13 protein-coding genes are annotated in these 12,406 nt (G+C 73.4%); 7 read left to right on the forward strand and 6 right to left on the reverse strand.

Annotation, left to right across the window (positions count from 1 at the left end; all coding sequences use genetic code 11):
• Positions 1-9 precede the first annotated feature (9 nt).
• Genes ACZ7CH_RS10750 through ACZ7CH_RS10770 form a run of 5 tightly spaced genes read right to left on the reverse strand, consistent with a single transcriptional unit; the run spans position 10 to position 4,645 of the window.
• The gene (locus ACZ7CH_RS10750; RefSeq protein ID WP_360389291.1) at positions 10-369 is read right to left on the reverse strand and encodes an L-rhamnose mutarotase; all 360 of its coding nucleotides are present in this window, start codon (positions 367-369) and stop codon (positions 10-12) included.
• Positions 370-408: 39 nt separating this feature from the next.
• Positions 409-1,590 carry a mandelate racemase/muconate lactonizing enzyme family protein gene (locus ACZ7CH_RS10755; RefSeq protein WP_470373691.1) on the reverse strand — a complete coding sequence of 394 codons (1,182 nt, stop codon included), beginning with the start codon at positions 1,588-1,590 and terminating at the stop codon, positions 409-411.
• Position 1,591: 1 nt separating this feature from the next.
• Positions 1,592-2,419, reverse strand: a complete 828-nt coding sequence (locus ACZ7CH_RS10760) for a carbohydrate ABC transporter permease (protein WP_360389285.1) — start codon at positions 2,417-2,419, stop codon at positions 1,592-1,594.
• The gene (locus tag ACZ7CH_RS10765) at positions 2,419-3,369 is read right to left on the reverse strand and encodes a carbohydrate ABC transporter permease (protein WP_360389282.1); all 951 of its coding nucleotides are present in this window, start codon (positions 3,367-3,369) and stop codon (positions 2,419-2,421) included. Before ACZ7CH_RS10765 ends, ACZ7CH_RS10760 begins: the two co-directional genes overlap by 1 nt.
• Before the next feature lie 4 nt (positions 3,370-3,373).
• Entirely contained in the window at positions 3,374-4,645 is a 1,272-nt protein-coding gene (locus ACZ7CH_RS10770) for an ABC transporter substrate-binding protein (RefSeq protein ID WP_458431853.1), read from the reverse strand.
• A 153-nt stretch (positions 4,646-4,798) separates the two neighbouring features.
• Here ACZ7CH_RS10770 and ACZ7CH_RS10775 point away from each other — a divergent pair, with 153 nt between their 5' ends.
• The 7 genes from ACZ7CH_RS10775 (at position 4,799) to larE (ending at position 11,735) form a co-directional block, all read left to right on the forward strand.
• Positions 4,799-5,578, forward strand: coding sequence for a FadR/GntR family transcriptional regulator (locus ACZ7CH_RS10775; RefSeq protein ID WP_458431854.1), 780 nt, complete (start codon positions 4,799-4,801; stop codon positions 5,576-5,578).
• 88 nt (positions 5,579-5,666) lie between these two features.
• Positions 5,667-6,575 carry an amidohydrolase family protein gene (locus ACZ7CH_RS10780; protein WP_470373692.1) on the forward strand — a complete coding sequence of 303 codons (909 nt, stop codon included), beginning with the start codon at positions 5,667-5,669 and terminating at the stop codon, positions 6,573-6,575.
• Entirely contained in the window at positions 6,575-7,858 is a 1,284-nt protein-coding gene (larA, locus tag ACZ7CH_RS10785; RefSeq protein ID WP_470373693.1) for a nickel-dependent lactate racemase, read from the forward strand. The genes ACZ7CH_RS10780 and larA overlap by 1 nt, the downstream gene beginning before the upstream one ends.
• Positions 7,855-8,985, forward strand: coding sequence for a glycerate kinase (locus ACZ7CH_RS10790; RefSeq protein ID WP_360389266.1), 1,131 nt, complete (start codon positions 7,855-7,857; stop codon positions 8,983-8,985). The genes larA and ACZ7CH_RS10790 overlap by 4 nt, the downstream gene beginning before the upstream one ends.
• Positions 8,982-9,728: a nickel pincer cofactor biosynthesis protein LarB gene (gene larB / locus ACZ7CH_RS10795; RefSeq protein WP_458431856.1), complete on the forward strand. Its 747-nt coding sequence runs from the start codon at positions 8,982-8,984 to the stop codon at positions 9,726-9,728. Before ACZ7CH_RS10790 ends, larB begins: the two co-directional genes overlap by 4 nt.
• A complete protein-coding gene (gene larC, locus ACZ7CH_RS10800) occupies positions 9,725-10,870 on the forward strand; it encodes a nickel pincer cofactor biosynthesis protein LarC (RefSeq protein WP_470373694.1) in 1,146 nt (381 codons plus the stop codon). The genes larB and larC overlap by 4 nt, the downstream gene beginning before the upstream one ends.
• A gap of 55 nt (positions 10,871-10,925) precedes the next feature.
• A complete protein-coding gene (gene larE, locus ACZ7CH_RS10805) occupies positions 10,926-11,735 on the forward strand; it encodes an ATP-dependent sacrificial sulfur transferase LarE (protein ID WP_360389259.1) in 810 nt (269 codons plus the stop codon).
• Here larE and ACZ7CH_RS10810 read toward each other — a convergent pair.
• The gene (locus ACZ7CH_RS10810; protein WP_470373695.1) at positions 11,722-12,327 is read right to left on the reverse strand and encodes a TetR family transcriptional regulator; all 606 of its coding nucleotides are present in this window, start codon (positions 12,325-12,327) and stop codon (positions 11,722-11,724) included. The two genes, larE and ACZ7CH_RS10810, sit on opposite strands and share 14 nt — an antisense overlap.
• Between the last annotated feature and the right edge of the window lie 79 nt (positions 12,328-12,406).

Here is a 12,406-nt window from a genome sequence, read left to right on the forward strand (position 1 = left end):
GTGCTGTTGTCAGCCGGCCGGCGCTGCCTGTCCGCCGGGGCCGGAGAGGTGCCACACCTCCCGCATCGGCACCCACCAGTGCCCGGAGTCCGGCTCCGCCAGCGACTCCTGGCACGGGTCGGTGAACGTCCACCACCGTTGCGTCTCCGGGTCCGCCGCGATGCGGGCCTGGTCGGCGTCGTGGTCGTCGCCGACGTACTCGTAGTAGCCGAACAGCAGGTCGCCGTGCAGGAAGATCGTGAAGTTGCGCATGTTCGCGTCGAGCAGCGTCTGCTCGACCGCGGGCCAGACGGCCGAGTGCAGCTCCAGGTACTCCTCGCGCTTCTCCGGGCGCAGCCGGATCAGCATGCCGAAGCGCTGTGGTTCCATGCGGGGGAGCTCTCCTTCGCGGGCGGCGGGGTCTTCGTTCTACGCGTTGAGCACGGGACTTTCCACGTCCTGCCCGACCTCCACCGCGTGCAGGCGGTGCCCGGCGCGGTCGGGCCGGATGTGCGGGCCACCGGACAGGGCAGCGGGCAGCAGGTCACCGGCCGCGGCGATCCTCTCCTCGTCGACGCGCAGCCCGAGGCCGGGGGTCTCGCCCAGGACGTACGCCCCGTCCGCCACGGTCAGGTCGATCTCCACGCCCACCGGCGGGCGGAGGTCCTGCAGTTCGCTCACCAGGTGGTTGGGCACGGACGCGGCGGCGTGCAGCAGCCCCACCGGGCTCGTGCCGATCGGGCTCACCGGCAGGTCGTGGGCGTGGGCCAGCGCGGCGACCCGCAGGAAGTGCGTGATCCCCCAGACGGCGGCGGTCTGCACGACGTCGACGGCACCGGCGGCGATCAGCGGGCGGTGCTGTTCGAGTCCGGTGAGGTTCTCGCCGGTGGCGACCGACGCGCGGATGCCGCGCCCGACCGCCGCGTGGCCCTCGACGTCCCAGCGCCGCACCGGTTCCTCGACCCAGGTCAGGTCGAAGGTGCGTTCCAGCTCGCTGACGTAGCGGACCGCCTGCTTGCGCGTCCAGGTCTCGTTGACGTCCAGCATCAGGCTGGGCCGGGCGCCGCCGCCCGCCTCGGTGAGGACGTCGCGGACCAGGGCGAGGCGGTGCCGGTCGCGGTCCACGTCGAGGCCGCCCTTGAGCTTCGCCGCGCGCAGCCCGTGCGCGGCGTACTCCTGGTACACCGCGACCAGTTCGTCATCGGGCAGCGCGACGCACAGCCCGGAGGCGTAGGCGGGCACACGGCGGTCGCGACCGCCGAGCAGCCGCCACAGCGGTTCGCCCGCCGCCTGCGCCTTGATGTCCCACAACGCGGTGTCGACCGCGCCGATCGTGCCGAAGACCGCGCCGGCGTGGCCCGCCTTGAACACCCGGCGCAGCATCCGGTCGTAGAGGGCGGTGACCGAACGCGGGTCCTCGCCCTCGATGGCGGCGAAGACGGTGTCGGCCTCCACGTGCGGGCCGAGCCCGACCCCGGTCAGGCCGGTGTCGGTCTCCACGACGACGACGGGGACCCGGACCAGGCCGTCGGGGTGGACGCCGTTGGCGTCCCCGACCGGGCGGCCCCAGTCCTGGACCGTGGTGAGGGTCCGCAGACCAGTGATGCGCATGTCAGCCCTTCGTCGACCCGGCGGTGACCCCGTCGGCGATCTGTCGTTGCAGGAAGAGGTAGACGAGCAGGACGGGGACCGCGGCGATGAGCACGCCGGAGGCGAACGTGGGGATGTCGTCGGAGTACTGCCCGCGCAACGACGTCACGCCCACCATCAGCGTGCGGTGCTCGGCCGACGGCATCACCAGCAGCGCGATGAGCACGTCGTTCCAGCAGAAGAGCGCGTTGAGCACCCCGACCGACAGCAGCGCGGGCGCGCCGATCGGCAGCATGATCCGCCAGTAGACGCCGTAGACGGAGTTCCCGTCGATCCGCGCGGCGTCCACGATCTCCGCCGGCACGGTCGAGTAGTAGCTCGTCAGCAGGAAGATCGTGAACGGCAGGAACTGCGCCACGTAGGCCAGCACCAGCCCCGGGTAGGTGTCGACGAGCCCGGTGTCGGCCATGATCCGCGCCAGCGGCACCATGATCACCTGGAACGGGATGAACAACGCCGCCAGCACGCCCAGGAACAGCGCGGAGGAACCGCGGAACCGCAGCCGGGCCAACGCGAAGCCCGCCATCGACCCGAGCAACAGCAGCAGCGCGACCGAACAGGTCACGACGACCACCGAGTTGAGGAAGTAGCGCGACATCCCGACGCTGGTCCACGCCTTGACGACGTTGTCGAGGCTGAAGGAGCCGGCGGGGGAGAACCGGTCGAGCACGTACTCGCGCCGCGTCTTCACCGCCACGTTGGCCGTGAACACCAGCGGGTAGACCGTGGCCAGCGCGAGCAGCGCCATCGGGACCGCGACCACCCACCTGCTCAGCCGGGAACCGGTCATCAGTCGTCCCTCCCGGTGCGCCGCAGGACCGCGACCTGGGCCAGCCCCACCACGAGCATGATCAGGAACAGCGCCGTGGAGGCCGCGGAGGCGAGCGCGGGCTGGTTCAGCTGCCCCTGCTGGATCCACACGTAGTACTCGGGCAGGTAGGTCGACCCCTCCGGGCCACCGCTCGTCATCACGTACACCAGGCCGAACATCGACGTCAGCAGCCCGATCATCGTCGTGACGAAGACGAACTGGATCGTGCGGGACAGGCCGGGCACGACCACGTGCCGGATCCGCTGCACCAGCGACGCGCCGTCCACCTCGGCGGCGTCGAGCAGCGAGCGGTCGAGGGTCGCGAACCCGGCCAGGAACACCACCAGCCCCATGCCGAACGTCGCCCACACGTGCACACCGACGACCGCGAAGATCGCCACGCCGGGGTCGCCCAGCCAGTCCACCGGCCCGAGGCCCGCGAGGCCGAGCAGCGCGTTGACCGGGCCGTCGAACGCCAGCAGCAGCGTGAAGATCGCGCCGACGATCACCGGGGACAGCACGGCGGGGAAGAAGTACACGCCGCGGTAGACGCGGTGGCCGGGCACCTTCAGGAAGATGAACGTCGCGAGCAGCCCGGGGACCGCCACGGCCACCGGCAGCAGCAGCACGAGCAGGCCCACGTTGCGCAGCGCCGTGCGGAACAGCGGGTCGTCGAGCAATGCCAGGTAGTTGGCGAACCCGACGGCCTGGCCGTTGCGGTCGCCGTCGCCGGTGAAGGAGAAGTTGATCCCCAGCACCAGCGGCCACAGCCGCAGCCCGACGATCACCAGGACGGCCGGGGCCAGCAGCACCAGGGGAGCCAGGCGCTCGGACCGCGGGCCACCGCGGCGTCGCCGGGTGGGCGGGGCAGCGGGCCGGACGGGCCCGGTGGTGGCCGGGCCCGCGGGCGAGAGGGAGGGTGCCGTCACGCCGTCAGCCCGTCTTGTCGGAGGCCGCGAGCTGCTGCAGCACCTCGTCCACCGTGGCCGAGCCGCTGAGCAGCTGCTGCGAGAGCCGGCCCATGAGGTCGACCGTCTTGGACGACAACGCCACGTGCAGGGCGGGCTTGCCCGACTTCACCTCGCCGACGATGGTCTTGACCGCGGGGCCGCCGGCTGCGGTGTCGATCGTCGTGTCGGCCGCGATCGCGCCGCCGTCGAGGTAGAACGCCTTCAGCGCCTCGGTGGAGGTCAGCGACCGGACGAGGTCGGCGGCGACCCCCTGGTCCTTCGTCCACTTCGCGACGGCGTAGCCGATGCCGCCGTCGTAGGCCAGGCTCGGCTTCGCGGCCGGGTTGACCAGGGGTGCGGGCCGGACGCCGACCTTCTCCGGGGTGAGGAACTCGGCGAAGTCCTTCCAGTGCCCCACGTCCGACATCAGGCCGATGACGTTGGCGGCCTTGGCGGCGTTGAAGGCGGCGAACGCGTCGTTGAACATGGCGGTCGAGTTGGCGCCGTCGGTGTTCAGCCCGCTGTCGCCGGTCTGCTTCCACAGCTCGAAGACCTTCTTGACGTCCGGTGAGGACCAGTCGCGCTTGCCGGCGATCCAGGCGTCGTACTCCTGCGGCGTCAGGACGGCCGATCCCATGGCGGACAGGAAGAACTGGATTCCGATGCCCTCCTTGTTGCCCAGCGCGAAGCACTTCGCGCCGGTCTTCTGGGTGATGACGCCGCAGTCGCGCACGAAGTCGTCCCAGGTCTTCGCGGGGGAGTCGGGGTTGAGCCCGGCCTTCTGGTAGAGGTCCCTGTTGTAGTAGATCGGGTGGCCCTGCAGGGTCACCGGTGCGGCGTAGACCTTGCCCTCGTCGGTGAACGCGTCCCAGCCCGCTAAGCGGCCGCGGTCCTCGGAGACGAAGGAGTCGAGCGGGGCGAGCGCGTCGGAGCGGTCGCGGATCTGGCCGCCGCCGTTGAACAGGACCACGTCCGGTCCCTTGCCTGCCTGGATGGCCGCGCCGAGCAGCGTGTAGTACTGGTCGAACGGCTGCGCCACGAACTCGACCTGCACGCCGGGGTGCTTCTTCGCGAAGTCGGCCTTGGCCTTCTCGACGTAGCCGCGCGTCTTGGCGTCACCGGACTTCCAGTCCCACACCACGAGCTTGTCGCTCGCACCGCCGGAGGACGTGCCCGGCCCGGAGGCGCTCCCGCAGCCCGCTGTCAACGCGAGACCCACCACCAGGGCGGCCGACCACAGTGTGCGCTGCTTCATCGCTGCTCACTTCCCGAGACGGTTGGCCGGGGGAGACCGGCCCGACGAGGTCTGCCTGAACGTAAGTCGTATGACGTATTACGTCAACGGGTCATTCGGGGTACGCTCCGCAGCGCGCTCCAGCGCATCGGCGGAGCGCGACCGGAGGAACGGATGACGGCATCAGGCCAGCGGCCGGGCGCGGCCGTGGGCGCGCACCCCGCCCCGGGCTGGGTGCGCGGACCGGCGAACCTGGCCAGGGCGATCACGACCGAGCTCGTGGAGCGGATCGTGCGCGGCGACCACCCGCCGGGCACGTCGTTGCCGCCGGAGCCGGTGCTGTGCGAGACGTTCTCGGTGAGCCGCACGGTGGTCCGCGAGGCCGTGAAGGTGTTGCAGGAGAAGGGTCTCGTCCAGGTGCGCCAGGGAGCGGGCACGCTGGTCACGCCGCCGTCGATGTGGAACATGCTCGACGAGCTCGTGCTGGGCGCCGTCGTCGCCGAGGACGAGACGCTGGGGGTCCTCGACGACCTGGTGGTCACCCGCAGGCTGCTGGAGTCCGACATGGCCCTGGTCGCCGCGCGGGTCGCGGACGACGCCACCGTGGCCGCACTGCGCGACCTGGTAGACCTGATGGACCGGCTGGTGGACGACCCCACCGCCTACCGCGAACAGGACCACGTCTTCCACGACACGATCATGCGCGCGTCCGGCAACCGCATTGCCAGAGGCGTCGTGCGGTCGTTGGAGAGCCAGGTGTTCAACACCGCCCGCTACACGGGCAGGACCGACAGCGAGCTGTGCGCGGCCTCGAACCGGGGACACCGCCGCATCTGCGAGCGCATCGCGGCGCACGACCCGGAAGGCGCCGCCGAGGCCATGTTCACCCACATCACCGAGGCCTGGCTCGTGCGCCGCACGGACGTGGGCGAGCCGGGCCGCCTGGACCGCTGATCTTCTCGCACCTCCTGGCGCACACCGGTTCCGCCACCGCCGTGCGCCGCTCCTCCCACAGGCATTCGACGAATGGAGCGACTGGGCCATGGGTGACTTCGACGGGAGCACGGCGGAGCTGCCGGCCGGAAGGGCGGGCACGCCCGCACCACGCCGGATCGACGCCCACCACCACCTGTGGGACCTCTCCGCACGCCCGCAGGGCTGGCTCGACGCACCGGAGGTCGCGCGGATCCGCCGCGACTTCGGGCTCGCGGACCTCGCGGAGGTGACCGGACCGGCCGGGGTGGACGCCACCGTGCTGGTCCAGGTGCTCGCCGACACCGGCGAGACGGCCGAGTTCCTCGCACTGGCAGCGGAGTCCGGGCTCGTGGCCGGTGTCGTCGGCTGGGTCGACCTCACCGCGCCCGACGTCGCCGAGCAGCTCGACCGGCTGCGGTCGGGACCGGGTGGCGACCGGCTGGTGGGCGTGCGGCACCTCGTGCAGTCCGAACCCGACCCGGACTGGCTCCTGCGGCCGGAGGTGCTGACCGGGCTGCGGGCGGTGCGTGACGCCGGGCTGGCCTACGACCTGCTGACTCGCCCGCACCAGCTGCCCGCGGCGCTGGTGGCCGTGAGATCGGTGCCGGACATGGTGTTCGTGGTGGACCACCTGTCCAAACCGGACATCGCACGCCGGGTGTACCAGCCGTGGGCGACCCACCTGTCGGCGCTGGCGGCCGAGCCGAACGTGACCGCCAAGGTGTCCGGGCTCGTGACGGAGGCCGGTCCTGACTGGACGGTCGAGGACCTGCGGCCGTGCGTCGACCTGGTGCTGGAGGTGTTCGGGCCGGACCGGCTGATGGTCGGCTCCGACTGGCCGGTGTGCCTGCTCGCCGCCGAGTACGGGGAGGTGCTGTCCGCCGCCGACGCGCTGCTGTGCGGGCTGTCCGCTGCCGAGCGCGCCGACGTCCTCGCCGGCACGGCCACCCGCGTCTACCGGCTGGGGGAGCGGTGATGGACGTCGTGCGGCTGGCCTACGGGGAGACCGGACTGGACCTGCGCGTCGACCCGGCGGTGACCACCGTCGTGACCCCGCGGCACCACCCGGTGCCGGAGCCGGCGGAGCAGGTGCTGCGGCGGGCGTTGCGCTCGCCGGTCGCGGGGCCGCCGTTGCGCGAGCGGGTGCGGCGCGGCCAGACCGTGGCGATCTCCGCCTGCGACGGCACCCGCCCGCAGCCACGGCACCTGATGATCCCGGCGGTGCTGGCGGAGCTCGACGGGCTGGTCGACCTCGACGACGTCGTGGTGCTGGTCGCGACCGGCACCCACCGCGGCAACACGGACGCGGAGCTGCGGGCGATGTTCGGCGACGAGGTGGTCGACTCGGTGCGGATCGTCAACCACGACGCCCGCGACCGGACCGGCCTGACGTGGCTGGGGAAGCTCGCCGCGGACGTCCCGGTGTGGCTCAACAGCGAGTGGGTGGCCGCGGACGTGCGGATCACCACCGGGTTCGTCGAACCGCACTTCTTCGCCGGGTTCTCCGGCGGGCCCAAGCTCGTCGCACCCGGTCTCGCCGCGCTGGAGACGGTGCTGGTGTTGCACGACGCGCGCCGGATCGGCCACCCGCGGGCGACGTGGGGCGTCATCGAGGGCAACCCGGTGCACGACGACGTGCGCGCCATCGCGGCCGCGACCGGGGTGACGTTCGGGTTCGACGTGGTGCTGAACCAGGACAAGGAGGTCGTCGCCGCGTTCGGCGGGGACCTGCTGGAGATGCACGCGGCGGCCGTGCGCACCGCCCGCGAGGTCGCGATGCGGCCGGTGCCGCGGCCGTTCGACGTGGTGGTGACGACGAACTCCGGCTTCCCGCTCGACCAGAACCTCTACCAGGCGGTGAAGGGCATGTCGGCGGCCTACCAGGTGGTGCGGCCGGGCGGCACGATCGTGTGCGCAGCCGAGTGCCGCGACGGGTTCCCCGACCACGGCTCGTACCGCGAGGTGCTGGCCTCGGCCGGTTCGCCGGCGGAGCTGTTCGCGGAGATCTCCGCGCGCGAGGTCACCGTGCCCGACCAGTGGCAGGTGCAGATCCAGGCCCGCATCCAGGCCGACTGCCGGGTCGTCGTGCACACCTCGCACCTGACCGACGCGGAGCTGGCCACCGCGCACCTGGAGCAGACCGCGGACATCTCCGCGACGGTCGCGGAGGCGCTGGCGTCCGCCGGTCCCGGTGCCCGCCTGTGCGTGCTGCCGGAGGGTCCGCAGACCATCCCGTACGTGACGGGGGAGGGGCGATGAGCGGCACGGTGCTGGTCTGCCTCGACAAGTTCCGCGGCAGCCTGACCGCCGAGCAGGCCTGCGCCGCCGTCGTCTCGGGCGTCGTCGGCGCGGGCGGCACGGCGGTGGCGATGCCGGTGGCGGACGGCGGCGAGGGCACGCTCGCCGCACTGGCGCGGGCCGGGTACCGCGAGGTGCACGCCGACGTCACCGGTCCCACCGGACGGCCGGTGCGGGCGGCGTTCGCGGTGCGCGGCACGCGTGCGGTGGTCGAGCTGGCGCTCGCGAGCGGCCTGGGCGTGCTGCCGGACGGGGTGGCGGCGCCGCTGGTGGCCGACACCCACGGCACCGGCGAGCTCATCCGCGCGGCGCTCGACCACGGGTGCCTGGACATCGTGCTGGCGGTCGGCGGCAGCGCCACCACCGACGGGGGAGCGGGCCTGCTGCGCGCCCTCGGTGCCCGCATCACGGACGCGCGCGGCGTGCCGGTCGGTCCCGGCGGTGCGGCGTTGACCGGGGTCGCGCACGTGGACCTGTCCGGCCTGGACTTCCGGCTGCGGCTGGCGCGCGTGACGCTGGTGTCCGATGTGGACAACCCGCTGACCGGCCCGTCCGGTGCCGCCGCGGTGTTCGGCCCGCAGAAGGGCGCCTCACCGCGTGACGTCGAGGTGCTGGAGCGGGGCCTGGAGCGGTTCGCGGCCGTCGTGGAACGCGAGGTCGGCCGCGACCTGAGCGGTGCGCCGGGCGCGGGCGCGGCGGGTGGCACGGGGTTCGCCGCGCTGGCCGCCCTCGGTGCGCGGCGCAGCTCCGGCGCGGACTTCGTGCTGGGCGAGATCGGCCTGGAGGACGCGCTGCGCACGGCGGCGCTCGTCGTGGTCGGCGAGGGCCGGTTCGACGAGCAGAGCCTGCGCGGCAAGGCACCCGTCGGCGTGGCGGAGGCGGCCAGGCGCCACGGCGTGCCGGTCGTCGTGGTCGCCGGTGACGTCCGGCTCTCCGCGGACCAGCTGCGCGCGGCCGGGGTGAGTGCGGCGTGGTCGTTGCTCGACCGCGCGGGCGACGTCGCGACGGCGATGGCGCGGGCACCGGAGCTGCTGGCGCAGGTCGGCCGCGAGCTGCCGTCCGTCGTGGCCAGGGGAGGAGCCGCATGACCAGTCCCTCCGACGGCGTCTGCAAGTACCCCCAACTCAAGATCAACGAGCACTTTTCCGCTACCGACAGCGAGGCCGTGGACCTCGGCTTCGCCAGGGTCGACGTCGGCCGCGAGGCCCGCCAGGGGGTGCCGGAGGTCGTCTACGGCACCGGCAAGACCGCGGCCCAGGTCGTGGCGATCGTCCGGACCCTGCTGCGGCACAACGACGGCCCGGTGCTCGTCACCCGCGTGACCCCCGACACCGCCGGCGTCGTGCTGGACGCCGTTCCGGACGGCACCTACGACAGCGCTGCCCGTCTGCTCACGTGGCGCCCGGCCCGGCCCACCGCGTTCACCGTCGTGGTCGCCGCCGCCGGCACCGCCGACCTGCCCGTGGCCCGCGAGGCCGCCGCGATCGCCGCTGCCGTCGGCTTGGACGTCACCTCGGTGACCGACGTCGGCGTGGCCGGCCTGCACCGCCTGCTGGCCGAACAGCACCGGCTGCGCGCCGCCGACACCGTGATCGTCGTGGCGGGCATGGAGGGCGCGCTGGCGAGCGCGATCGGTGGCCTGGTCGCCTGCCCGGTGGTCGCGGTGCCCACCTCCACCGGCTACGGCGCCGGTCTGGAGGGCATCACCGCGCTGCTGGCGATGCACGCCTCCTGCGCGGCCGGCATCACCGTGGTGAACATCGACTCCGGCTTCGGCGCCGCGATGGCCGCCTTCCGCCTGTCCGCGGTCCTGCGCAGGAGCACGCCGTGAACCGCATCTGCGTGATCACGCCGTTCACCGGCCTGGCCGGCGACATGCTGCTCGCCGCCCTCGTCGACGCGGGCGCACCACTCGACGCCATCCGCGCCGCCGTGGCCGAGACGGGCCTGACCGGGTGGGACCTGACCGTTCCCGCCGCGTCCACGCACGGCCTGGCCGTGCGCCGCGCCGTGGTGTCGGTGACGGACGGTGCGGCGAGCCGCAAGGCCGGCGAGCTGATCGCCATGGCCCGCCGGGTGTCGCCGGCGCCGGTCGCGGCACTGGCGGTCGCCGCGGTGCAGGCCATCGCCGAGGTCGAGGGGTGGCTGCACGGCGAGGACCCCGCCGAGGTGCACCTGCACGAGCTGGGCGGCCACGACACCCTCGTGGACGTCGTGGGTGTGGCCGCCGCACTGCACGCCCTGGGGGTCAGCACCGTCCACTGTGAACCGTTGCCACTCGGTGCCGGTTCGGTCCGGACGGCCCACGGCGTCCTGCCGTGCCCGGCACCGGCGACCGCGGCGTTGCTGGAGGGGGCGGTGGTGACCGGTACGGCGTTGACCGGCGAGACCGTGACGCCGACCGCGGCGGCACTGCTGCGGGCGATGGCGGCGGACTACGGGGTCGCGCCCGCGATGCGGTTGGTGGCCACGGGGTACGGGGCGGGAACCCGGGTGTTGCCGGACCGGCCGAACGTCGCCGTCGTGCGGCTCGGCGAGCCGGTGGGGAGCTCCGCCGACCTCGTCGTGCTGGAGACGAACCTCGACGACGTCACCGGCGAGGTCCTCGGCCACGTCGTCGGCCTCCTGATCGACCGCGGCGCCCTCGACAGCTGGACCACCCCCGCGGTGATGAAGAAGGGCCGCCCCGCCCACGTGCTGCACGCCCTCGCCACCCCGGCCACCGCCGACGAGCTCGAACGGCTGATGCTCGCCGAAACCGGCACCCTCGGCGTCCGCCGCACCGCGGTCCGCCGCACCGCCGCCGCCCGCACCACCGACGTGGTCCACGTGCACGGCATGCCGGTGCGCCGCAAGCACGGCCCGCACCACGGCAAACCCGAGTACGACGACGCCGCCGCCGTGGCCCGGCAGACGGGACTGCCGCTGCGCACGGTGCTCGCCCTGGCCGCGGAACAGCCGAGGGAGTGCTGATGGCCGCCACCTGCGTCGCCACCACCCCACCCGCGCACCAGCCGAAGGAGTGCTGATGCACCCCGCCACCACCGCCACCCGCCTGGTCACGCACCTCGCCGACCTCGGCCCGGTCGCCGTCGCCTTCTCCGGCGGTGTGGACTCCGCCCTGGTCCTGGCCGCGGCCGTGCGCGCGAGTGGCCCGGACGCGGTGCTCGCGGTCACCGGCGACTCCGCCAGCCTCGCCGCGGCCGAACGAACGGCAGCGGCCGCGTTCGCCCAAAGCCTCGGCGTCCGCCACCTCACCCCCGGCACCACCGAGCTCGACCACCCCGGCTACGCCGCCAACGGGCGCGACCGCTGCTACTTCTGCAAGTCCACGGTCCTCACCGCGATCACCGAGGTCGCCCGCGAGCACGGCTTCACCGCCGTCGCGACTGGCACCAACGCCGACGACGCGCGCGACCGGTTCCGGCCCGGCATCCGGGCGGGGGACGAGATCGGCGTGCACACCCCGTTGCGGGAGCTGCGGATGACCAAGGCCGACGTGCGCGCGGTCAGCCTGCACTGGGGGCTGGGCACGTGGGACAAGCCGGCGCAGCCGTGCCTGGCGAGCCGGGTGCGGTACGGGCTCGCGATCACGCCCGCGCGGCTGGCCAGGGTGGAACGGGCCGAGGTGGCGGTGCGCGCCTGGCTCGCCGGTGCCGGTACGCCGTCGCGGGACCTGCGGGTGCGCGACCTCGGTGGGGTCGGGCGGGTCGAGCTCGATCCGACGCTGGTCGAGCTGCCGCAGGTCAGGGCGGGGGTGGCCGAGGTGGTGAAGGACGCGGGGTTCGACGGTGCCGAGGTCGCGGAGTTCCGGTCGGGGGTGCTCAACCTCGAGTGAGCAGCCGGTCGACCAGGTCGTGCCAGCCCGCCTCCACCCGCTCCACCGCCGTGCCGTGCACGCGGACCAGGTGGTCGACCAGCACCAGGTCCACGGAGGCCAGCAGCGTGTGGGCGAGCAGTTCGGCGTCGGCCTCCGGGAGCAACGTGCGCACCAGCGCCACGACGTGGGCGTGCCGCAGCCGCTTGGCCGGAACCGCGTACCGGCGGCCAGCGATGGGTTCCGCCGCCAGGTAGAGGTCAAGGTGGGTGCGTTCGTGGCGGAGCAGGGCCGGGCCGAACGCGTGCAACCGGTCGGCGGCGGGCGCGCCGGGGCCCAGCGGTGGCCGGCCGGTCAGGAACTCCTCCTGGAACTGCCGCTCCGCGTGGTCGAGCAGGGCCAGCAGCAGACCGCCGCGGTCGCCGAAACGCCGTGACACCGTGCCCTTGCCGACGCCGGCCGCCGCCGCGACCGCCTCCATCGTGAGCGCCGCCGCGCCGCGTTCGGCCGCCAGCCGCGCCGCCGCCTCCAGCAGCCGCGCCTGGTTGCGCACCGCGTCCGCACGCAGGGGTTTTCCCGCCCCGACGAGGGGCAGGGGTGTGCTGTCGATCACCTCCGCAGCCTAACCCGGAAGATAACCGGGACGCGTCCCGTTTAATCGGGTGACCCTGTACGACCTGCACCCCCAGGAG

It is taken from the genome of Lentzea sp. NPDC037011 (assembly GCF_055607425.1).